The sequence below is a fragment of the Litoribrevibacter euphylliae genome (assembly GCF_042646085.1).
Taxonomy (GTDB): domain Bacteria; phylum Pseudomonadota; class Gammaproteobacteria; order Pseudomonadales; family Litoribrevibacteraceae; genus Litoribrevibacter; species Litoribrevibacter euphylliae.
The window spans coordinates 818242-841010 of record NZ_JBHRSZ010000002.1; the positions used below are offsets into that span (position 1 = coordinate 818242).

A 22769-nucleotide genomic window follows, 5' to 3' on the forward strand; every position below is an offset into this window, starting at 1 on the left:
AAACATTGCTTGCGTATAAGCAAACACTGACCCACCTGTTGTGACAGTTCACTGACACGCGTTTGCTGTTCTGTAGATAGAGACATATTCCAGCCTACTCTAAATGTTTATTGCCACCATCAAACTCGATAACTCAGTCAGAAACAAGTTTAGAAGCGCTGAAATTCACGGATGATTATCATAGAATGACTCCCCCGGTTTATTCACCCAAGTTTATTTTTAGCACTTCAGGATAATTCATGGCTAAGCAAAGCACGGACAAGTCATCTCAACATACCCCAATGATGCAGCAGTACTTCAAGATCAAACAAGAGCATCCGAACGAGTTGGTTTTCTACCGTATGGGTGACTTCTATGAATTATTCTATGACGATGCAAAGCTGGCTGCAGAGCTGTTGGACATTACTCTAACCGCACGAGGTAAGTCCGGAGGCCAACCAATCCCGATGGCAGGTATTCCCTATCATGCCGCCGAAGGCTATGTGGCTCGTTTAGTAAAGTTCGGCCGCTCGGTAGCAATCTGTGAGCAAGTAGGCGATCCAGCTACTTCAAAAGGCCCCGTTGAACGAAAAGTCGTTCGAGTGGTAACACCAGGAACATTAACTGACGAAGCCTTCCTGGAAGAGCGCCGCGATAACTTGCTTTGTGCTGTATACAGTCAAGATCAGATGTTTGGAATTGCCACGATGGAGCTTTCCAGTGGCAGATTTAACGTTCTTGAGGCTCCAGACCAAGAGAGCCTGCTCGGAGAAATCGAGCGCTTATCACCGGCTGAATTATTAGTATCTGAAGATTCTCTCTTGGTTGATCTATTCTCTGAACGCAGTGGCGTAAGAAAGCTACCGCCTTGGAATTTTGACTCAGAAACATCACAGCGTTTGTTGACCAAGCAGTTTAAAACCCAATCACTGCAGGGCTTTGGCTGTGATGACATGCCCATTGCCATCATTGCCGCAGGCGCACTGCTCAATTACGCCCGTGAAACTCAGCGCTCAGAGTTACCTCACATTACGTCTATTTCACCAGAGATACGTGATGAATCTTTGCTGATGGATGCTGCCACCCGAAAGAACCTTGAGATTGATACCAACCTCATGGGTGGACACCAGTTTACGCTTGCCGCATTGATGGATAAGTGCGGAACCGCCATGGGCAGCCGCCTATTAAGACGCTGGTTAAACCGTCCTATTCGAGATCACGTTCAACTGCAGGCGCGCCAACAAGCCATTGCCACACTTTCCGATAATTACTTATTTGAAGATCTGCTTGCCGTGCTTAAACAAATCGGTGATGTCGAGCGTATTCTTGCCCGTGTTGCCTTAGGCTCTGCACGACCTAGAGATCTAGCTCGTTTAAGAGATACCTTTAATTTGTTACCAGAACTGCAGCAGGCATTATCTGAACAAGACTCAAGCCTACTCGCTAAGCTCAAAGAACAAATCAGTGAATTCCCCGAATTAGCTGATTTATTAGCCCGTGCCATTATTGAAAACCCACCGGTCGTCATTCGTGATGGTGGAGTCATTGCCGAAGGCTATGATGCAGAATTAGATGAGTTACGCGGACTGAGTGAAAATGCAGGTCAGTTCCTCGTCGATCTCGAAACCCGAGAAAAAGAACGCACAGGATTAAGCACACTTAAAGTCGGTTATAACCGAGTACACGGCTATTTCATTGAGCTAAGTAAGCAACAGAGTGATCAAGCACCGACGGAATACATTCGTCGTCAGACACTGAAAAATACCGAACGCTTTATCACCCCTGAATTAAAAGAATTTGAAGATAAAGCACTCAGCAGTAAGAGCCGTGCATTATCGCGTGAAAAAGCCCTTTATGAGGAATTGGTTTCTCGTTTAGGGGATCAGCTCGCTGAACTAAAAGCCAGTGCGAACGCGATCTCTGAACTGGATGTATTAGTAAGTTTTTCAGAACGCGCTGTCACATTGAATTTCACTCAACCTCAGCTATCCGAAGAAACGGGGATTCTTATCAGTGCCGGTCGCCATCCTGTGGTGGAAGATTTACTGGACGACCCTTTCGTTCCAAACAGCGCAGAATTAACCAAGCTGAATACAATGATGATCATTACCGGCCCGAACATGGGCGGTAAATCCACCTACATGCGCCAAATCGCTTTAATATCATTACTTGCTCACATAGGCAGTTTTGTTCCTGCTGAAGCTGTAACCATAGGCCCGCTAGATAGAATCTTCACACGTATGGGTTCGTCCGATGATGTCGCCGGTGGACGCTCTACCTTTATGGTGGAAATGACCGAAACCGCCAATATTCTAAATAACGCCACAGAACAAAGCTTAGTAATCATGGATGAAGTCGGTCGAGGCACCAGCACCTTTGATGGGTTATCCCTCGCTTGGGCCAGTGCCGAGCATCTTGCAAAGCTAGGAAGTTTAACCCTGTTTGCAACACACTACTTTGAGATGACCGAACTGCCTGAACTGCATGCAAACACAAGTAATGTTCATCTCACTGCAACCGAGCATGATGATCACATTATTTTTATGCACTCGGTGCAAAAAGGGCCAGCCAGCAAGAGTTACGGTTTGCAGGTAGGCCAATTAGCTGGTGTTCCACCCTCTGTTATACAAAGTGCTAAACAAAAACTATCCGAGCTGGAAGCTGGGAAAGTAACTCTGAGCTCAACCACATCCAACACAGCATCACCGAAATCTTCAAGTGATCAAGTACCAGAGACTACGCCCCATCAAAACGACAAGGACTCGCCTTTCCAAGCGGATATGTTTATATCCCCAGTAAACGATAAAGTGCTCACATTGTTAGAGAAGCTTTCACCGGATGACTTGACCCCCCGAGAAGCCCTGGAAGCGCTTTATAACCTAAAGGAAGCTTCCGAATAAGGTGAATGATTCTTATTCACTTACCTTTTAGTATCCTTAGAAACTCAGCCCATATCCATTATCGGTAAAACTAGGGCTTTGGGCTGAGTCATTCCCTTGCGCTAACTTCCTCCAAATCTTAGAATACGTGAAATTTTTGGCGTAGCTGTTAATTTGGGGCTAGTGTGTTTGGCCCGATAAGCAGTCTGAAGAGACGGTTTCTCAACACTTCATCACCGACAGTGCGACCAAAATATGATGAGGAGAATAACTAGATGACCTTTGTTGTAACTGAGAACTGTATTAACTGTAAATACACAGACTGTGTTGAAGTTTGTCCTGTAGATTGTTTTTACGAAGGACCAAATTTCTTGGTAATTCACCCAGACGAGTGTATTGACTGTGCGCTGTGTGAACCAGAGTGCCCTGCAGAAGCGATCTTTAGTGAAGATGACCTACCGGCAGGCCAAGAAAAATTTATTGAAATTAACGCTGAGCTAGCGGAAGAATGGCCAAACATCACTGAGATGAAAGGCGCTATGGACGATGCGGCTGAGTGGGACGGTAAAGAAGGTAAAGCAGATCTTCTTCAGCGTTAATCACTGAATCTTTTCTTTCTATATAAATCAGCTTATTGAAAGAAAAGAATTCAGATATAAAAAAGGCCAGTTTTTAACTGGCCTTTTTAGTGTCTCAGATTAATTGCAATCTGCTTAGCTAAATAAGGAACCGCAATTAAGGCCTTGGCTTTCAAGGATACCTCTTAAACGCTTCAAAGCTTCCACTTGAATTTGGCGCACGCGCTCACGGGTAAGACCAATTTCACGACCAACTTCTTCTAAAGTACTCATTTCATAGCCGCGAAGTCCGAAACGACGCGCTAACACTTCACGCTGTTTCTCGCTTAATTGATCCAGCCAATGATCAAGGCTACCTCGAATATCATCGTCTTGTGCTACTTCCGCAGGGTCTGAAACTTTCTGATCGGAGATGGTATCAAGAAGTGATTTATCACTATGAGGACCAATAGGGGTATCAACAGACGTAACACGTTCATTCAAGCCTAACATCTTTTTAACATCGCTAACCGGCTTGTCGAGTAATTCTGCGATTTCTTCCGGAGTCGGCTCATGATCGAGCTTCTGAGTTAATTCACGTGCTGCACGAAGATAAACATTGAGTTCTTTTACTACATGAATCGGCAAACGAATCGTTCGGGTCTGATTCATGATTGCACGTTCTATGGTTTGACGAATCCACCAGGTTGCATAAGTCGAGAATCGAAAACCTCGTTCAGGATCAAACTTCTCAACCGCACGAATTAACCCTAGATTCCCCTCCTCAATCAAATCAAGAAGTGTTAATCCACGATTAATGTAACGTCGTGCAATTTTTACAACCAAACGCAGATTACTCTCAATCATACGTTTACGACCCGCCTCTACACCTTTCTGAGCAAGGCGAGCATAATAAACCTCTTCTTCAGGTGATAATAACGGTGAGAAACCTATTTCATTCAGATAAAGTTGTGTTGCATCAAGATTCTTAGCTTGACTGCCAGCCGCCAGTTTTACAGATTCATCACTCTCTTCAGCTTCATCAATGTTTTCGTCAAAGTCATCTGCAACCGCTACTACGTCATCTTCAAGTTCGATACGATGATTCTCTGCTTGTAGTGCCATGATGGTTATCCTTCTTATAGTTCACCATTGTTAACCTGACCCCTTAATCAGGCCTACATTCGAACAGTACAGTCTGGCTCTGTTCAATCACCTAACGCTAAAATTAGCGTTTCGGTAAATATCGCAGCGGGTCAACCGGCTTTCCGTCTTTCCGAATCTCAAAATGAAGCTTCGGACGATTAGTTCCTGTGGAACCAATTTCGGCGATTTTTTGACCGGCTTTAATCACCTGATTTTCTTTAACTAGTAGCTTGTTGTTATGAGCATAGGCGCTGAGGTATTTGTCATCATGATGAATAATCACCAACTTTCCATAACCCCTTAAACCGCTACCAGCAAAGACCACCCTTCCCTTCGCTGCCGAATAAACAGGCTCACCTAATTTACCCGCTATATCAATACCTTTGTTAAAACGGGCGTTTGAAGAAAAGGTTCCAATGACCTTTCCGCGTGTAGGCCATTGCCAGTTGATCTTTCCTACTGATCTCTGCTGATTTGAATGTCGAACTATTGGCGTTTTTTTAACCTTTGGCTTACTCCTTTCTACAACTTTGTTTTTATTAGATTTCTTGGGCTTACTTACCCCTTTATTCCTTGTGGATTTAAGATTAATTTTTTGCCCTGGATAGATAGTATACGGATGTTTAATGCCATTAATCGACGCTAAGTGCTTGAAGTTTTTGCCATAATTCCAAGCAATGGAATACAGTGTTTCACCACGACTTACCACATGATGACTAGCTGACTTCTCACGAGGGGATAACGTCTTACTTTTCGAATAGTCAATAGATGTAACTGGCGCGTAACCAGATTTTCCCGCACAACCACTAACAAGCAGAACCGATACGGCCATGCACATCAGAATAATTTGGCGGAATAAACTAGGCATACGTGTAGACATTAAAAACGATCTGTTTGCTTTTAATGAAAATGTACTTGTTTTTGAATGAATTAGCCAAAAATCTCTCGAAAAAAACATCAATCGACCTATGACTAAAGAAAGCGCCTCACATGACTTACTGTCTGTTAACAGCAATTATTTAGTATGAAGCTGAGTGTTGTCCGGGGCGTTACGGGCAATAAGAGAAACTAATATAAAGCCAACAACAAATGTAGTGAAGCAAAGCCCTAACTGAGGAGAAAGCCCCGTTAAGTCCGTATAAGCCGCAGGCATCACATTAGTCTGAACCAGCGGCATTTGAGACCCATCAGAACTCAAACGATACACGATGGTCATCTTCCAAGGCCACACTTTGTAGAGAGCACCAATCAAAAAACCCGTTAATATCGCTAGCGTTTGGCTGGTGTATTTATCCAGCATGTGACTTAGGAACTTAGAAAAAGACATCAAACCGACGATACAGCCAGCGGCAAAGATCGTTAGAATCGAAAAGTTAAACTGATGTACAGCTTCCAATATATAAGTGTACATGCCAAGGAGAAGGAGAATAAAACTCCCTGAAACACCAGGAAGAATCATGGCACAAATTGCAATGGCACCAGAGAGAAAAATCATCCACTGGTTCTTATCCAGCTCAACAGGAACAGCCGCTGAAATCAAATAAGCTAACAAAATCCCGAGTAACATTAATAACTTTTCAAGAAAACGCCACTGTTCTACTTCTTTTAACACAAACCAAGAAGAGGCCAGAATCAAACCAGCAAAGAAGGACCATAACGGCTCAGGATAATGAAGCAAAGTCCAAGTAACTACCTTAGCTAAGCTTAAGATACTGATCAGGATACCCGACCCTAGGATCAACAGAAAACCGGCATCTACATGACGCAACAACTCAGAGAACTTAGCTGACTTTAATAATTTTAATGCAGTCAGATCGAATCGATTGATCGCAGCCAGTAAACGACCGTAAATACCTGTAATGAATGCAATCGTACCCCCAGAGACACCAGGTACTACATCAGCAGCCCCCATTGCTAGGCCTTTCAAAAACAATTGAATTTTCTGAGGAGTATCCATCACGATTGCCTAATTATTCCTTTAAAGCTTATGTAAAACGTTCTTTATCAATGCTGGTAGATAAAGGGGTAATTTCTGTTATCGTATTCCAGCCAATAAAGGCACGAAACGAGCGGGTTCAACTCGTTCAATCTCTATACCTGCGGATGTTTTATCCACAATGGTTAAGTACTGCTTATCGTCACCAACGGGAATGACCATTCGACCACCCACTGCAAGTTGATCGACTAAAGCGGTTGGAATCTTATCCGGTGCAGCCGTTACCATAATAGCATCGAAAGGACCTTTCTCCGGCCACCCCATACCACCGTCGGTATGAAGAAACGATACATTAGATAGCTCTAACAATTTCATACGGCTCTTGGCCTTTTCCTGAAGAGGCCCAATACGTTCCACGGTATATACTTTATTAACTAATTGAGCCAGCACCGCAGTCTGATAACCAGAACCCGAGCCGACTTCCAAAACATTTCTTGGTGCGCCCGGTTGTAATAATAATTCCGTCATACGAGCAACGGTATATGGTTGAGATAGCGTTTGGTTAAAACCAATAGGAAGGGCAGTATCTTCGTAAGCTCGATGAGCGAGCGCTTCATCAACGAAAATATGTCGAGGGGTTGTTCGAATGACATTCAATACTATTTCATCGGATACACCCTCTTCTCTTAGACGTTGAACTAACCGTTCACGCGTCCGCAACGAGGTCATACCCACACCAACCAGGTCCACTGCCTTCACTGAAATTTCCTACAAATTGTTATTATCCAACCACTGACTAAGGTTTTCCCTTACACTGTGTTCACACATATCGAAGTGCACCGGTGTAACGGACACATAGCCTTTTTTTATTGCATCAAAATCGGTACCGGGAGAATCATCTGCCACACTGCCAACCGCCGAGACCCAGTATCGAGTCTTACCTCTGGGATCTATGACCTTTTCAGGCTTAGACGAGCGCTGCCGATGCCCTAAACGTGTCACCTGGAAGCCATTGATTTGCTCCCAAGGTAAATCAGGGACATTAACATTCAATACCGTGTAAGGAGGCATCGGAATCTCAGGTAAGCGTTCCGCTAGTATTTGGGCCACTCTTTGAGCCGACTCCAAATAACGTAAATGGCGATCTACATAGGAAATCGCAACTGCGGGTAAGGGCAAGCTTCGACCTTCCAACGCTGCAGCAACAGTGCCGGAATATAATACATCATCCCCAAGATTTGCACCCGAGTTTATTCCCGAAAAAACGCAATCAGGCTCTATTCCTGCAATGCCATTCATACCCAAATACACAGAGTCGGCTGGCGTACCATCCACCGAAAACCAACCCGCGTTAATTTCCGTTGCCATCAGGGGACGCGTTAATGTTAATGAATTACTGGCACCACTGTGATCACGATCTGGCGCACAGACAGCTACGTCAGCCAAGTCTTGTAAGGCGTCATGCAATGCTCGAATACCGGGTGCATTCACACCATCGTCGTTCGAAATCAGTATCTTCATAATGGATTCTCAATCTTAGAACGGCTTAACTTCTATCGTCGCGATTTGGTTCAATCAGTTCGCACACTTCTTTTAAACAACTGGTGGCATAACTGCCTTTTGGCAACTCAAAGGTCAACTCAACAGACTCAGCATCCAATGTTTGCCAGCTGAAATTTCTCGGAATGACTCGTAAGGCGCGTTGTTCAGGAGAAAAGCGTTTCTTTTTGAATTGCTCAAACCAACGCTCACCTTCAAGCTCAGCAAGAGGTTCAGGTAGAACAGATCGATTATCAAACAGGTTAATTGCCGGATGAATCTCGCCCTCGGCGCATCGTGGGTCTTGTTCGTCCTCAACAACGAAACCAGATTTACTCCAATCAAACTGACCTATTTCACCTTGTGTCAGTTGATTCCAGCGTCCTGCTTGAATACGTTCTGACAAGGTAATATTAAAAATATACGAACGCATTGCCGACAAATACATGCCTTCCAGAAAACGCTGTCGAGGTCGTTTGCCGCTGGTCAGCCACTCTTGTGCTTGATCTAAGTTTCCACGATCAAAGCCAAAACGCTGAGAACCAAAATAATTCGGAAAGCCATCCGTTTTAACTCGTTCAAGATTCTTCACCAACGAATCCATATCCGAGACGGATCGCAAAGTAATGATAAAACGATTGCCTTCGTGCACTCCGGTTTTTAATTTCTTGTTATGACGAGTACGAGAAAGAAACTCAACGTTTCTAAAGACAGGCAATGACGGCTCAGACTTTCCTGGTAAATGCACAGAAAACCACTGTCGAGTGACCGCATTTTTATCTTTCAAACCACTGTATGTAACAGCGTGTTTTTCCACATTAAAGTGTCGAGATAAATCCCTGGCTAAATCCTGAGTATTCTTTTCACGTTTCTCAACTTCAAGCCAAAGATGCTCACCTTCACCGCTAGGCTCAAAGCCCATCAATTCAATGACACGAAAATCTTCAGGCGCTTCTTTGAATCCTACGGTGGATAATGTCTCAGTATTTACATTAACGAAAGGAAGGGAAAATAGTTTATTCATTTGCAATCAATACCACCGCATGGGCTTCCACCCCTTCTTTACGCCCTACAAAACCAAGCTTTTCTGTCGTCGTCGCTTTCACATTTACTTCAGATTGAGTAATGGCTAAATCTGACGCTAATAACACTCGCATTTGATCAATATGAGGCGCCAGCTTAGGGGCTTGGGCTACAATCGTACAATCCACATTCACTACCCAATAACCGCGTTGCTTTAACAACTCCATCACATGACGTAATAACTTGCGGCTGTCGATATTCTCAAATTCTGCATCAGTATCTGGAAAATGCTGTCCAATATCACCCAGAGCCGCTGCACCTAACAACGCATCGCACAATGCATGGATCAATACATCTCCATCAGAATGCGCCACAAAACCATGAATGTGTGAAATCTTGACGCCACCCAGAGTAATGAGCTCACCCGGGCCAAAAGCGTGAACGTCATAGCCGTGACCTATACGGATTCCCATGCGCTTTCCTTAATTAGTAAAACAGACTCAAAATGAGTTTAGTTAGATACTTGTTTCGTTAAATACCACTCAGCCAAGCTTAAATCTTGAGGGTGAGTGATCTTAATATTATCTGAAGCACCTTCCACCATAATTGGTTCAAAACCAGCCATCTCCATCGCACTGGCATCATCCGTAATCATACTTTGCTTCTCAATCGACTGTTCGATCGCGTGACGTAACTGTCCCAGACGGAACATTTGCGGTGTATAGGCTAACCAAATCTTAGAGCGATCAACCGTACTGTTAACCCGATGAAGCCCATCTTGTGATTGCCCAGTATTTACTTGTTTAACGGTATCTTTCGCAGGAATGCCCAACAAACCACCATCGGCTTGAGTCGCAGAGCCAATCAAATTCTCAATATCAGACACTCGCACACAAGGTCGAGCCGCATCATGAACCATGATCCATGCTTGGTCTGACGCCAGCGATTGTAATGCTTTTAATCCATTAAGCACGGAATGGAAGCGTTCACCCCCTCCAACCGCCGTATGAATTTTAGGGTGACTGGCAAACTGCGACAGAGACCAATAGTCATCATCTTCCGATAGCACCAACATAATCCCATAAAGGCCAGGCACTGCCAGTAATCGCGTAAGCGTTAAATCCAGTACTGTACGATTATTAATGGTTAAATATTGTTTCGGTCGATCAGACTGCATCCGGCTTCCGATGCCACTGGCCGGCACCAAAGCCCATAACTCTTTATTCGAAGCTACTTCCGACATAGGCTGCTACTTCTTTTTGTCATCGACTAGAAGATAAAAGGTTTCACCTTCTTTGATCATACCAAGTTCGCTGCGTGCTCGTTCTTCAATGGACTCCAGGCCACTTTTGAGATCAATCACTTCGGCTTCTAACACTTGGTTTCGATCTTTTAAGCGATCATTTTCAAAGACTTGCTCATCAATCTGATCCTGCAATTGCCAAATATAAGTAATACTGCCTTCGCCAAACCACAGACGGGCTTGCAGCATTAAAACAATGACGACCAGAACACCACAAATCAGTTGATACATGAAAACTCAATCAGCAAAAGAAAAGACCGCAAGCGCATATTACCTAAACTTACCAATTCTCATAAAAGAAAGGGGAAACTCACAGTTTCCCCTTTCCGAAAGATCCGAGCTTATTGCTCTAAAAACTAATGCAATATTAGCCTTGACCTTTGATCTCTTTCAAGCCGTTGTATGGCGCTTTTGCACCCAACTGCTCTTCAATGCGTAGAAGACGGTTGTACTTAGCAACACGGTCAGAACGACATAGAGAGCCCGTCTTGATTTGACCAGCACACGTACCTACCGCCAAGTCAGCAATAGTAGTGTCTTCAGTTTCGCCAGAACGGTGAGAAATCACAGCCGTGTAACCCGCATCTTTTGCCATCTTGATTGCATCAAGTGTCTCAGAAAGAGAACCGATTTGGTTGAACTTGATCAAGATAGAGTTAGCGATGTTTTTGTCGATACCTTCTTTCAGGATCTTAGTGTTAGTTACGAACAAGTCGTCACCCACTAGCTGAACTTTATCGCCAAGTACTTTTGTTTGGTACGCCCAACCGTCCCAGTCAGATTCGTCCTGACCGTCTTCGATAGACACAATTGGGTACTGCTCACAAAGCTCTGCAAGGTAATCACTGAAGCCTTCAGCAGAGAAGACTTTACCTTCACCGCTTAAGTCATACTTACCATCTTTGTAGAATTCTGAAGATGCACAATCCAACGCAAGGGTAATGTCTTTGGTTAGCTCGTAACCTGCATTTGCAGTCGCTTCTTTGATCACTGCAAGTGCATCAGCGTTAGACGCCAAGTTTGGAGCAAAACCACCTTCATCACCTACAGCAGTATTCAAACCTTTAGCGCTTAGAACTTTCTTAAGTGCGTGGAAGATTTCAGCACCAGCACGTAGCGCTTCGGCAAAGGTAGGGGCAGAAACAGGCTGAACCATGAACTCTTGGATATCAACGTTGTTATCCGCGTGCTCACCACCGTTCAGAATGTTCATCATTGGAACAGGCATGCTGTACTGACCAGAGGTACCGTTGATGTCTGCGATGTGCTCATACAACTCAACGCCTTTTGCTTGAGCAGCTGCTTTTGCTGCAGCCAAAGACACAGCAAGAATAGCGTTTGCACCCAACTTAGCCTTGTTGTCAGTACCGTCCAGTTCAAGCATCTTGTTATCAAGTGCACGCTGATCGGTTACATCCATACCAACAAGAGCAGGTTTGATTTCAGTGTTAACGCCTTCAACTGCTTTAAGAACGCCTTTACCAAGATAACGAGACTTATCACCGTCACGAAGCTCTAACGCTTCACGTGAACCAGTAGACGCACCAGATGGTGCACACGCTGAAGCAACAATGCCGTTCTCAAGAATGACATCCGCTTCTACAGTAGGGTTACCGCGTGAATCCAGGACTTCGCGAGCCTTGATGTCTGCGATCTTAGCCATGCTATTACTCTCCAATGTTTATAAATAAAATAACTAAATTCTTTATCGAAACGTTTCTAACGAACGCTTCCAAATATAGGCTTAGCCCGTAACAACCGGCTCAAACCCTTTAATCAAATCATCTAACTGTTTCAACTGGCTCAAGAAAGGCTCCAGCTTGTCCAATGGCAATGCACACGGACCGTCACATTTTGCTTCATCAGGATTTGGATGCGCTTCCAGGAACAAACCGGCCAACCCTTGTGACAAACCAGCTTTCGCAAGATCCGTCACTTGCGCACGACGACCACCTGCAGAATCAGCACGACCACCCGGCATCTGCAACGCATGAGTTACATCAAAGAAAATTGGGTATTCAAACTGCTTCATAACACCAAAGCCCAACATATCAACCACTAGGTTGTTATACCCAAACGAACTGCCACGCTCACACAAAATCAGATTTTCGTTACCCGCTTCTTCACACTTGCGAAGAATGTGTTTCATTTCCTGAGGCGCAAGGAACTGGGCTTTTTTGATGTTAATCACGGCGTCAGTTTTCGCCATCGCAACCACAAGGTCTGTCTGACGAGATAAGAAGGCTGGTAGCTGAATGATGTCACATACTTCAGCCACCGGCGCCGCTTGGTACGGCTCGTGGACATCAGTAATCACTGGCACATCAAAGGTTTTCTTAACTTCTTCAAAAATTTTCAATCCTTCGTCCATACCCGGGCCACGGAATGAAGTAATTGAAGAACGGTTTGCCTTATCGAATGACGCTTTAAAAACGTAAGGAATCCCTAACTTGTCTGTAACTGTCTTGTATTCTTCAGCAATACGCATTGCTAAGTCACGACTTTCCAAAACATTCATGCCACCGAAAAGCACCATTGGCTTATCGTTAGCAATTTCAATGTCACGGACTTTGATTGTTTTCTGAGTCATCAGAATGTCCCTATCTTATTTTTTCGACTGTTCTAATGCAGCGTTTACAAAACCACTGAACAAGCCATGACCTGCACGAGGGGTCGAGGTAAATTCCGGGTGGAACTGACACGCAACAAACCAAGGATGATCCGGTGCTTCCACAACTTCTACCAGATTCTGATCCACAGAAACACCGGTAATGTTCAGGCCGGCTTCTTTTAAACGATCAACGTAGGTGTTGTTCACTTCGAAACGATGACGATGACGCTCAACCACGTTCGCCTTGCCATACGCTTCACGAACCGTCGAACCTTCTTCCAGATGACATTCCTGTGAACCAAGACGCATAGTGCCGCCCAGGTCAGAAGCATCAGTACGTTGTTCAACATTACCTTCGCCATCCACCCACTCGGTGATCAAAGCAATCACTGGATGTTCGCACGACTGATCAAATTCAGTCGAACTTGCGCCAGCCAAACCAGCAACGTTACGCGCGTATTCAATAACCGCCACCTGCATACCCAAGCAAATGCCAAGGTAAGGAATCTTGTTTTCACGAGCAAATTGAACCGTTTTGATCTTACCTTCTACACCACGAGTTCCGAAACCGCCTGGTACAAGAATTGCGTCTTTTCCTTCCAAGCAAGACGTACCTTCTTGCTCGATTCGCTCGGAATCAATGAAATCAAACTTGATCTTAGTGGACGCCTTAAAACCTGCGTGCTTAACCGCTTCAATCAACGACTTATAGGCATCCAACAACTCCATGTATTTACCCACCATGGCGATGTTTACTACGTGTTCTGGATTCAATTCGGCTTCTGCAACTGCCGCCCACTCAGACAGGTCTGGAGAGTCAGTTTTAAGATTGAATTTATCACAAATGATTTGATCCAAACCTTGCTCATGCAGCATGGCAGGAATCTTATAAATAGAATCCGCATCAGGAAGAGAAACAACCGCACGTTCTTCCACGTTAGTGAACATAGCGATCTTACGACGAGAATCTGATGGGATAGATTGTTCAGAACGGCACACCAAAATATCAGGCTGAATACCGATAGAACGCATTTCTTTTACAGAATGCTGTGTTGGCTTGGTCTTGGTTTCACCCGCTGTTGCAATGTAAGGTACAAGCGTTAGGTGCATAAACAACGCACGGTTGCTGCCTAACTCAACTTTCATTTGACGAACAGCTTCTAGGAAAGGTTGTGATTCAATATCACCTACCGTACCACCGATTTCTACTAATGCTACGTCAGCACCTTCAGCACCGGCAATAACACGACGCTTGATTTCATCAGTGATGTGAGGAATAACCTGAACCGTACCACCAAGGTAATCACCACGACGCTCTTTACGAATCACTTCTTCATAAACACGACCCGAAGTGAAGTTGTTGCGCTTGGTCATTTTGGTGTGGATAAAACGCTCGTAGTGGCCAAGATCCAAATCGGTCTCAGCACCATCTTCCGTGACAAACACTTCCCCGTGTTGATAAGGACTCATAGTACCCGGATCCACGTTAATATATGGATCAAGCTTCATCATAGTAACTTTAAGTCCACGTGCTTCCAGAATTGCAGCAAGGGAGGCGGAGGCAATGCCTTTTCCTAAAGAAGAAACAACGCCACCAGTAACGAAAATATATCGCGTCATACAGAACCCATCTTGGTTAAAAATGCGGTGAGAAACAGGAAGAATGCCCTGATCAAGATGGGGCGCCAGAATACCAGAATCACCGCGCATGAACAAATCAAAATCCATCAAAGAGCGTAATTTTTTAGACCCTTTGGTTCATTTTTGTAAACACCACCGACCGATGGCAAAATTTAATCTCTTATTGAGTATTTTATCGCTGCCAAATGACTTTCCATCCCATTTGCCCGGATTGGCAAAGGAAAGCTTGATCAACAGCCAAATCAGCCACAGCAACCAATTGCTGATTGCAGTATAGCAATGGAATTTGGGAGCGCAGCCAAGGTGCAACACCTTGTGCCTGTAACCATTTTTTCAATTCCCGAGTATGATGATCACCAACCGGTTTAAAGCGCTCCCCGCCTTGACGATAACCTATAAGACATCGGTTCTCAGGAAACACAACCCCTTGATCATCAGGCTCCAAACGTAAACAACTGCCATCAGGCAGTCTTTCTATATGAACCTGCCCAGGCTGCAAAGTAATTTCTTGCGACCAAGCCCCATCAAACTCGGTGTCTGTTATTGAAAGTGCATAAAGTGCTTGCTGATAACGACGAAACTCAAACGCCCCAACACGTAACACGGCCTGAGCATCTTGCTGAGACATCACTACATCATTCAATAGCGAAGTCAGTTGATCATAGGACATTGAATGGCCTGCCCTTTTTCGCACCCAATAAGACAGCAATCCGAGTTGCTCCGTTCTGGGTAACTCACCAAGCGCCGCAAGATTTAATTCCGTCAAACTGCGATTAACAACCAACCACTGATCACGATAAAAGCTCAGACTTTCTGAATCTTGTCGAGCGACAGATAAAGATCGAGCAATGGAGGTGAATGCACTGGGCCAACGACTCAAAAAACTGGGAGCTATCTTATGACGAATGTAATTACGATCGTAATCCAGGCTGTCGTTACTCTCATCTTCTACCCAGGACAGTTCGCGCTCCTGAGCATATTTCAGCAGGCTGGCTCTTGGAACCTCAAGCAAGGGCCGAAGCAATTGCCCCTTGCCCAACGGCCGAGATTTTGGCATTCCAGCCAAACCGGACAGCCCGGCACCACGGACTAAGCGCTGAAAAAAAGTTTCAACCTGATCGTTCAAATGATGCCCCATCAGAAGAACTTCATTTTCACCTAAGAGATCTTCAAATACTTGATAGCGAGCTTGCCGAGCCTTTTCCTCAAATGAACCGGAAGAGTCAACAGCTACACGCTTAGAAATAAACTCAATATCAGCATCGTAAGCCACCACAGTGTCACGACAAAAATTTTCCCAATCATCAGCAAAATCACTTATGCCATGATGAATATGAATAACTCGAACAGGAAGAGAGGTGGATGTAATTAATAGATGAAGCAACACCCGAGAATCAAGCCCGCCACTGAACGCAACGCACCAAGCTTTTATGGTTTGCTGCTTTTGAAGCGGTTCGTTCTGAAACACATTCAACAGGGAGGAAAAATGAGATAAGAGATCGGTATCAGAATAAGAAGACATCCCAACCTCACAAACAAACGTTCAAAGAAAAGAGCAGAAAGCCTTCAAATACAGTCTGACTAATTAACACCATAAGCCATTAAGCGCTCATAGCGACGATCCAACACCTGATCGATGGGCAACTGCTCAAGCTTTTCAAGCTGCTTAATCAACACCTGTTTCAAGTGCCCCGCCATTTGCTCAGGGTCTCGATGAGCTCCGCCTAGAGGTTCGTCCAACACCTGATCTACCAAGCCTAAGCTCAATAAACGATCTGCGGTTACCCCCATAGATTCCGCCGCCTCGGGAGCTTTCTCTGCACTTTTCCATAGGATAGATGCACAGCCTTCTGGTGATATTACAGAATAGATAGAGTATTTGAGCATGATTAGATGGTCGCAGACTCCAATCCCCAGCGCACCACCGGAACCACCTTCACCGATCACACAAGAAATCACAGGAACGTTAAGATGCGACATTACAGCCAAGTTATGTGCAATGGCCTGACTTTGACCTCGCTCTTCAGCGTCGATTCCCGGATAAGCTCCTGGCGTATCAATAAAGGTTAGGATTGGCATCTTAAAGCGTTCAGCCATTTCCATGATGCGACACGCTTTTCGATAACCTTCCGGCTTCGGCATACCAAAATTACGTCGCACTTTTTCTTTAACGTTGCGTCCTTTTTGATGACCGATCACAACAACAGGGCGCCCTTCTAATCGAGCAATACCACAAACAATAGCTGGGTCATCTGAGAAAGTACGGTCGCCATGCAGCTCATCAAACTCATCAAACACGTGTTTAATATAATCTAGAGTGTAAGGACGAAGAGGATGACGAGAAACCTGAGTCACCTGCCACGGTGTCAGTTCTGAAAAGATCGCTTCGGTTAACGCAGTACTTTTGTTTTGAAGTCGTTGAATTTCTTCTTGAATGTTGAGTTCATTATCATTACCAACGAGGCGCAACTCTTCAATCTTATCCTGAAGCTCGGCAATGGGTTGTTCGAAATCAAGAAATTGTGAATTCATTCACTACTCGCCTAAACGGGCCTACCGTTAATTTTGACTCTCCCAGACCATAAGATGACACGTCTGAAGGCTGAGTCCTAACCACAAATTTAAAGACTTAGATAAAACCAAAACACTCACTGAGCGGAAGAATAATGGCCGACTCAAATATAAAGTGAGAATTATTGGTATTCTATCCTAAATTCTGTCATATGTCAGAATTTCGATACAATATGTCGACATGTTCGTAACCAAGTTCAGACCGTAATGCACTTACATTGGTATCATCCGGAGCCAGTTTCCAGTCATCGCCCAATCGAACACGACCCCGTGCATCAGGTCGTTGATAATCAATCAACAAGGGAACTCCATCCTCAGAGAAGCTTAAACTGCCGTCATTCAAGAACTTATTAAACTGTAGAGTATCTTTGTCGTTTAACAGTTTTACACGCACGTATTTCGCGTACTTACTTCTGGCCCGCTCTACGTCGATTAACGACTTCACTCGACAGCGAATCCCGCCTGAATAGTTGTCATAGCTGACTTCTGTTTCAGCCACCACAAGCACATCTGGTTTCAGCCAATCTTTATTGTACGTGTATAGCTCACCAAACAACCCCACTTCAATTCGAGCGGTACGATCGTCAAGGGCTAAAAATGCGATGGTATCGCCTTTTTTGCTTTGCATCGTACGGACATCCATCACCAAACCTGCAATCAAGTAGGTTTTGTTACGATCCGGTTCCAAATCCTTCAGACGACAAGTCACAATCGACTTAACTTCCGTTTCATACTCTTCAATTGGGTGGCCGGTTAAGAACAAGCCTAAGGTGTCTTTCTCTTTCGACAGCTTCTCTTTCGGCGACCACTCTTTGAGTTCTCGATAATCTTCATAGACATCACGCTCGGTGTCTTCAGCCATCAGCTCACCAAACATATCGACCATTCCTGCGTCTTCATTTTTCGCAGACTGATCAGCCGCCTTCACCGCACTCGGAATCGCCGCAATCAATGCCGCACGATTAGGACCGATCTTATCGAATGCACCAGAACATACTAAGGATTCCAACGTACGCTTATTTACTTTCTGAGCACCAACACGCTCACAGAAGTCGAACAAATCTTTAAACGGGCCATCTTTACGAGCAGTCAGAATCGCTTCAGCTGGGCCTTCCCCCACACCTTTTACCGCGCCTAATCCGTAAACCACCTGATCCTGATCATTCACGGTAAATTTGAATTCCGCCTGATTGATATCGGGAAGTACCAGATCAAGTTTCATCTCCCGACATTCTTCAATGGAGATCACCACCTTGTCGGTTTTATCCATATCGGCAGAAAGCACTGCCGCCATGAAGGCCGCAGGGTAATGAGTTTTTAACCAAAGCGTTTGATAGGAAACGATTGCATAAGCAGCCGAGTGAGATTTGTTAAAGCCGTAACCCGCGAATTTCTCTACCAAGTCAAAGATGTTCATCGCCAAATCAGGATCGACATTTTGAGAAATAGCACCTTCACGGAAAGTATCACGCTGTTTGGCCATTTCTTCTGGCTTTTTCTTACCCATCGCACGACGAAGCATGTCCGCACCACCCAGGGTATAACCGGCCAGGGTCTGAGCAATCTGCATTACCTGTTCCTGATAAACAATTACCCCATAAGTCGGTTCAAGAATTTCTTTCAGACTTTCATGCTGAAAGTCCGGGTGAGGATAAGCCACTTCGGCTCGGCCGTGTTTACGGTCAATAAAGTCTTGTACCATGCCTGATTCCAGCGGCCCCGGACGGAATAGGGCTACTAGTGCGATCATGTCTTCAATATTATCCGGCTGAAGACGGCGAATCAGGTCTTTCATACCACGGGATTCCAGCTGGAACACCGCTGTGGTTTCAGCACGCTTCAGCAAATCAAAAGACGGCTGATCGTCTAAAGGAATCAGATCGATATTAACCGGCTCCAAACCTTCTTTCTGGCGCTTAGCATTAATGGTTTGAAGCGCCCAATCCACGATGGTTAACGTTCGAAGTCCCAAGAAATCAAACTTAACCAAACCAGCTTCTTCTACGTCGCCCTTATCGAACTGGGTGACCACACCGGTACCATCCGGATCGCAGTTTACTGGCGAGAAATCGGTTAGCTTGGTTGGGGCGATAACCACGCCCCCGGCGTGCTTACCGGTACCACGGGTAATCCCCTCAAGCTTGAGCGCCATTTCCCAGATTTCCTGAGCATCATCATCCGTTTCAATCAGCTCTTTTAGTTCAGCAACTTCTTCAATGGCGTCCTTCAGTTTCATGCCTGGGGTTGGCGGGATTAACTTGGATAGACGATCCGCCAATCCATAGGATTTGCCTTGTACACGCGCCACATCACGAACTACCGCCTTAGCCGCCATGGTGCCAAAGGTCACGATCTGGGAAACGGCTTCTTTACCATAGTTCTCAGATACGTACTTAATCACCTTATCTCGGTTATCCATACAGAAGTCGATATCGAAGTCAGGCATGGAAACCCGTTCCGGGTTTAGAAATCGTTCGAACAGCAGATCGTATTCCAGCGGATCAAGATCGGTAATTTTTTGTGCGTAAGCCACCAGAGAACCCGCACCTGAACCACGACCCGGCCCTACCGGAATATCATGGTCTTTCGCCCACTGAATGAAGTCCATTACGATCAGGAAGTAACCTGGGAACCCCATTTGCAAGATAATATCGAGTTCGAAATCCAGACGATCAAAATAGGCTTTGCGGCGCTCTTTGTACTCTTCAGAGTCTTTATCCACATCTCGTAAAATAATTTCAAGACGCTCTTCCAGCCCTTCCGCAGAAAACTCACGGAAAAACTGATCCATCGTTTTACCTTCTGGAATCGGATATTCAGGCAGAAAATAAGTACCCAGCTTTACTTCCAGACTGCAGCGTTTGGCAATCTCCAGGGTATTTTGAAGTGCACTTGGAATATCAGAGAACAACTCCGCCATTTCTTCAGGCGTTTTTAGGTATTGCTCTTCTGTGTAATTTTTTGGACGGCGAGGGTCAGCTAGAGTAAAACCCTGATTAATACAGACTCGCGCTTCGTGGGCCTCAAAGTCAGATTGTTTAATGAAGCGAACATCATTGGTAGCCACTACAGGTAAACCCAGCTGCTGAGCCAGTTTCACTGAACCGTGTAGATTCTCTTCATCACCTGCCCGACCACAACGATGCAATTCAAGATAGAAACGCCCCTCAAACAGTGATGACCAATATTCCGTACGCTGTTGAGCAAGGGCTTCCTTACCTTTAATCAAGGCAGAACCAATATCGCCATCCTTACCACCCGACAGCATAATCAAGCCTTCACTTTTTTCTTCAATCCAGGCTTTCTTAGCGATAGGAACTTCATCACGCTGACCAATCAAATAAGCGTCAGAAATAATCTCAGTCAGGTTACGGTAACCTTTTTCATTGATGCTTAACAGACAAATTCTAAACGGTTCATCCGGCTCGTCTTCGTTTTCCAGCCAAACATCCGAGCCCATGATCGGCTTAATACCACTGCCCTGAGCACCTTTGTAAAATTTTACCAGACCAAACATGTTCCCCTGATCGGTCAAGGCCACCGCAGGTACTTTTTGTTCAACAGAAGACGACAGTAAAGGCTTTAATTTTACAATGCCGTCAATCAGCGAATATTCAGAATGAACACGCAAATGAACAAAAGGAGCTGATGACATTTAAGTTCTCCGAAGAAAATAAACAAAGGTCTAATACCGCAATTCAAGAAGAGAAAACGGCAGAAATTGAAATAACGAAAATAGGCGAAGAGGATAGCATAGCCACCCTAATCAGAATAGAGAGAGGTTCTTCTGAACAGGACCGAAACTCTTACGATGAAACTTAGTAACACCGTGCTGCTCAATCGCGTCCATATGAGCTTTGGTTGGGTAACCTTTATGCTTGGCGAAACCATACTCAGGATATTCTGCATCCAAAGCAACCATTTCCCTATCCCGAGTCACTTTAGCCAGAATAGAGGCAGCGGCAATGGCAGGATGACGAGCATCACCCTTCACCACGGCTTCAGCAGAACAAGGTAAATCAGACGGTATTCGATTTCCATCAATCAGGGCATATTCTGCTGCGACCGTAAGGTCATCAATGGCACGTTTCATCGCTAGCATGGAAGCATGGAGAATATTGATGGTATCGATTTCTTCGACAGAGCCACGAGCAATTGCAAACGCTAACGCTTTCTCTTTGATTTCATCAAACAAAGCACCACGCTTTTTCTCAGATAACTTCTTTGAATCATCCAGGCCTGCAATAGGATTGTCAGGATCAAGAATCACAGCCGCCGCGACGACGTCACCCGCTAAAGGCCCACGTCCAGCCTCATCAGCACCCGCTAATAGAATTCCTTGATAAGAAGGAATAAAGGGCTCAAGTTCTTTTTTTGCTCTTGTTTTAGTCATCGTCCAGCTTACTTAACGCCTATCAATTCAAACACTGCCGCTGCGGCTTTCTGATTACCACCCTGTTGCAACAAGGTATGGATCTGATAAAACTCCTTCACCACAGATTCATAACGATCAGGATGATTAAGACGATTCAGGACTTCCTCAGCAATTCGCTCAGGTGTTGCTTCCTCTTGAATCAACTCAGGAACCAGAGGTTTATTAGCCAGCAAATTGGGCAGAGATATGTATTCCACATTGATGATACGCTTGCCAATGGCATAAGTTAGCGGCGCCATTTTATACACTACCACCATAGGCCGTTTATGCAGAGCGGCCTCCAGTGTCGCGGTTCCCGAGGCCAAAGTGATCACATTAGATGCTGCCATTACGGTTCGGCTTTGGCCATCCACAATCTTGATGCTTTTGCCAATGCCGTGCATTTCGCGTAAGGCTTCAAGTTGGGTTTTACGAATATCATTAGCAGCTGGAAGTACTAGCTGAGCATCAGGCAATTGTTGCTGAATCAAGTCAGCTGCCTGCAGCATAGTCGCACCAATATACTTAATTTCACCACCACGGCTGCCTGGAAGAATACCAACGACAGGGCGATTCACATCTAAACCAAGCTTTATACAGGCATCATCACGCGAAGGCTCCATTTCAATATCATCCGCCAATGGATGACCAACAAAGCACTCTTTCATATTATGAGCTTGGTAAAACTGACTTTCGAAAGGCAGCAAGGTAAGCATTAAATCCGTACTTTCTTTGATCTTAAAGATGCGTTTTTTCCGCCACGCCCACACCGATGGGCTTACATAATGAACCGTAGGAACACCGAGTTTTTTTAACTTCCGCTCCATACGAAGTGTAAAATCCGGGGCATCAATACCAATAAACACATCAGGAGGGTTCTGCTTAAAGTACTTATACATCTTCCGATGAATACCAATCAGCTCTCTCAGCCTACCGAGAACTTCCACCAACCCCATGACAGACAGGCGTTCCATTGGAAAATGCGTATGAAAGCCTTGCTCAATCATCAAAGGGCCACCAATGCCTTCAATAACTGCATCCGGGTATCTTTCTCTGATTGCTTTGATTAAGCCTGAACCTAAAATATCGCCGGACGCTTCCCCAGCTATTATGCCTATCCGTAGTGGTTTGCTCATACAATGATCGTTATGAATTGATTTTGAGTGAAAT

Annotated in this window: 19 protein-coding genes; 2 read left to right on the plus strand and 17 right to left on the minus strand. The window is 44.9% G+C overall.

Going from position 1 to position 22769, the window contains the following annotated elements; translation table 11 throughout:
- The first annotated feature begins 239 nt into the window (after positions 1-239).
- Positions 240-2879, plus strand: a complete 2640-nt coding sequence (gene mutS, locus ACFOEK_RS05330; protein WP_386717239.1) for a DNA mismatch repair protein MutS — start codon at positions 240-242, stop codon at positions 2877-2879.
- A gap of 254 nt (positions 2880-3133) precedes the next feature.
- Positions 3134-3457 (plus strand): ferredoxin FdxA, encoded by a 324-nt coding sequence (gene fdxA / locus ACFOEK_RS05335; RefSeq protein WP_386717241.1) that lies wholly within the window; start codon positions 3134-3136, stop codon positions 3455-3457.
- A 114-nt stretch (positions 3458-3571) separates the two neighbouring features.
- Here the strand turns inward: fdxA and rpoS are convergent, their stop codons facing one another.
- The 17 genes from rpoS to lpxB all read right to left on the minus strand — a co-directional run bounded on the left by rpoS (position 3572) and on the right by lpxB (position 22735).
- Positions 3572-4540, minus strand: coding sequence for an RNA polymerase sigma factor RpoS (rpoS, locus tag ACFOEK_RS05340; RefSeq protein ID WP_386717244.1), 969 nt, complete (start codon positions 4538-4540; stop codon positions 3572-3574).
- A gap of 103 nt (positions 4541-4643) precedes the next feature.
- Positions 4644-5441, minus strand: coding sequence for a peptidoglycan DD-metalloendopeptidase family protein (locus ACFOEK_RS05345; RefSeq protein WP_386717247.1), 798 nt, complete (start codon positions 5439-5441; stop codon positions 4644-4646).
- A 135-nt stretch (positions 5442-5576) separates the two neighbouring features.
- Positions 5577-6518: a DUF368 domain-containing protein gene (locus ACFOEK_RS05350; protein ID WP_386717249.1), complete on the minus strand. Its 942-nt coding sequence runs from the start codon at positions 6516-6518 to the stop codon at positions 5577-5579.
- Between the two features lie 78 nt (positions 6519-6596).
- Positions 6597-7226 carry a protein-L-isoaspartate(D-aspartate) O-methyltransferase gene (locus tag ACFOEK_RS05355; protein WP_386718558.1) on the minus strand — a complete coding sequence of 210 codons (630 nt, stop codon included), beginning with the start codon at positions 7224-7226 and terminating at the stop codon, positions 6597-6599.
- Between the two features lie 39 nt (positions 7227-7265).
- Positions 7266-8021 (minus strand): 5'/3'-nucleotidase SurE, encoded by a 756-nt coding sequence (surE, locus tag ACFOEK_RS05360; protein ID WP_386718561.1) that lies wholly within the window; start codon positions 8019-8021, stop codon positions 7266-7268.
- Between the two features lie 22 nt (positions 8022-8043).
- Complete coding sequence (gene truD / locus ACFOEK_RS05365; RefSeq protein WP_386717252.1) at positions 8044-9060, minus strand: tRNA pseudouridine(13) synthase TruD; 1017 nt, start codon at positions 9058-9060, stop codon at positions 8044-8046.
- Positions 9053-9526: a 2-C-methyl-D-erythritol 2,4-cyclodiphosphate synthase gene (ispF, locus tag ACFOEK_RS05370; RefSeq protein ID WP_386718564.1), complete on the minus strand. Its 474-nt coding sequence runs from the start codon at positions 9524-9526 to the stop codon at positions 9053-9055. The genes truD and ispF overlap by 8 nt, the downstream gene beginning before the upstream one ends.
- 44 nt (positions 9527-9570) lie before the next feature.
- Positions 9571-10302 (minus strand): 2-C-methyl-D-erythritol 4-phosphate cytidylyltransferase, encoded by a 732-nt coding sequence (gene ispD / locus ACFOEK_RS05375; RefSeq protein WP_386717255.1) that lies wholly within the window; start codon positions 10300-10302, stop codon positions 9571-9573.
- Positions 10303-10308: 6 nt separating this feature from the next.
- The gene (gene ftsB, locus ACFOEK_RS05380; protein WP_386717257.1) at positions 10309-10593 is read right to left on the minus strand and encodes a cell division protein FtsB; all 285 of its coding nucleotides are present in this window, start codon (positions 10591-10593) and stop codon (positions 10309-10311) included.
- Positions 10594-10729: 136 nt separating this feature from the next.
- Positions 10730-12025 carry a phosphopyruvate hydratase gene (gene eno, locus ACFOEK_RS05385; protein WP_386717260.1) on the minus strand — a complete coding sequence of 432 codons (1296 nt, stop codon included), beginning with the start codon at positions 12023-12025 and terminating at the stop codon, positions 10730-10732.
- Between the two features lie 81 nt (positions 12026-12106).
- Positions 12107-12952 (minus strand): 3-deoxy-8-phosphooctulonate synthase, encoded by an 846-nt coding sequence (kdsA, locus tag ACFOEK_RS05390; protein ID WP_386717263.1) that lies wholly within the window; start codon positions 12950-12952, stop codon positions 12107-12109.
- A gap of 15 nt (positions 12953-12967) precedes the next feature.
- Positions 12968-14593, minus strand: a complete 1626-nt coding sequence (locus ACFOEK_RS05395) for a CTP synthase (protein ID WP_386718567.1) — start codon at positions 14591-14593, stop codon at positions 12968-12970.
- Positions 14594-14786: 193 nt separating this feature from the next.
- Positions 14787-16136 (minus strand): tRNA lysidine(34) synthetase TilS, encoded by a 1350-nt coding sequence (tilS, locus tag ACFOEK_RS05400; protein WP_386717266.1) that lies wholly within the window; start codon positions 16134-16136, stop codon positions 14787-14789.
- Between the two features lie 59 nt (positions 16137-16195).
- A complete protein-coding gene (locus ACFOEK_RS05405) occupies positions 16196-17146 on the minus strand; it encodes an acetyl-CoA carboxylase carboxyltransferase subunit alpha (RefSeq protein WP_386717269.1) in 951 nt (316 codons plus the stop codon).
- Between the two features lie 187 nt (positions 17147-17333).
- Complete coding sequence (gene dnaE / locus ACFOEK_RS05410) at positions 17334-20840, minus strand: DNA polymerase III subunit alpha (RefSeq protein ID WP_386717272.1); 3507 nt, start codon at positions 20838-20840, stop codon at positions 17334-17336.
- A gap of 111 nt (positions 20841-20951) precedes the next feature.
- Positions 20952-21578, minus strand: coding sequence for a ribonuclease HII (rnhB, locus tag ACFOEK_RS05415; RefSeq protein WP_386717275.1), 627 nt, complete (start codon positions 21576-21578; stop codon positions 20952-20954).
- Positions 21579-21586: 8 nt separating this feature from the next.
- Positions 21587-22735 (minus strand): lipid-A-disaccharide synthase, encoded by a 1149-nt coding sequence (lpxB, locus tag ACFOEK_RS05420; RefSeq protein WP_386717278.1) that lies wholly within the window; start codon positions 22733-22735, stop codon positions 21587-21589.
- Between the last annotated feature and the right edge of the window lie 34 nt (positions 22736-22769).

What these genes read in the sequence shown, in the direction of transcription:
- rpoS (WP_386717244.1), bottom strand. Translation starts at nt 4,540, where the DNA reads ATGGCACTACAAGCAGAGAATCATCGTATCGAACTTGAAGATGACGTA.
- fdxA (WP_386717241.1), top strand. Translation starts at nt 3,134, where the DNA reads ATGACCTTTGTTGTAACTGAGAACTGTATTAACTGTAAATACACAGAC.
- tilS (WP_386717266.1), bottom strand. Translation starts at nt 16,136, where the DNA reads ATGTCTTCTTATTCTGATACCGATCTCTTATCTCATTTTTCCTCCCTG.
- truD (WP_386717252.1), bottom strand. Translation starts at nt 9,060, where the DNA reads ATGAATAAACTATTTTCCCTTCCTTTCGTTAATGTAAATACTGAGACA.
- ACFOEK_RS05405 (WP_386717269.1), bottom strand. Translation starts at nt 17,146, where the DNA reads ATGAATTCACAATTTCTTGATTTCGAACAACCCATTGCCGAGCTTCAG.
- eno (WP_386717260.1), bottom strand. Translation starts at nt 12,025, where the DNA reads ATGGCTAAGATCGCAGACATCAAGGCTCGCGAAGTCCTGGATTCACGC.
- ACFOEK_RS05350 (WP_386717249.1), bottom strand. Translation starts at nt 6,518, where the DNA reads ATGGATACTCCTCAGAAAATTCAATTGTTTTTGAAAGGCCTAGCAATG.
- ACFOEK_RS05355 (WP_386718558.1), bottom strand. Translation starts at nt 7,226, where the DNA reads ATGACCTCGTTGCGGACGCGTGAACGGTTAGTTCAACGTCTAAGAGAA.
- ispD (WP_386717255.1), bottom strand. Translation starts at nt 10,302, where the DNA reads ATGTCGGAAGTAGCTTCGAATAAAGAGTTATGGGCTTTGGTGCCGGCC.
- ACFOEK_RS05395 (WP_386718567.1), bottom strand. Translation starts at nt 14,593, where the DNA reads ATGACGCGATATATTTTCGTTACTGGTGGCGTTGTTTCTTCTTTAGGA.
- mutS (WP_386717239.1), top strand. Translation starts at nt 240, where the DNA reads ATGGCTAAGCAAAGCACGGACAAGTCATCTCAACATACCCCAATGATG.
- kdsA (WP_386717263.1), bottom strand. Translation starts at nt 12,952, where the DNA reads ATGACTCAGAAAACAATCAAAGTCCGTGACATTGAAATTGCTAACGAT.
- lpxB (WP_386717278.1), bottom strand. Translation starts at nt 22,735, where the DNA reads ATGAGCAAACCACTACGGATAGGCATAATAGCTGGGGAAGCGTCCGGC.
- rnhB (WP_386717275.1), bottom strand. Translation starts at nt 21,578, where the DNA reads ATGACTAAAACAAGAGCAAAAAAAGAACTTGAGCCCTTTATTCCTTCT.
- ftsB (WP_386717257.1), bottom strand. Translation starts at nt 10,593, where the DNA reads ATGTATCAACTGATTTGTGGTGTTCTGGTCGTCATTGTTTTAATGCTG.
- dnaE (WP_386717272.1), bottom strand. Translation starts at nt 20,840, where the DNA reads ATGTCATCAGCTCCTTTTGTTCATTTGCGTGTTCATTCTGAATATTCG.
- ACFOEK_RS05345 (WP_386717247.1), bottom strand. Translation starts at nt 5,441, where the DNA reads ATGTCTACACGTATGCCTAGTTTATTCCGCCAAATTATTCTGATGTGC.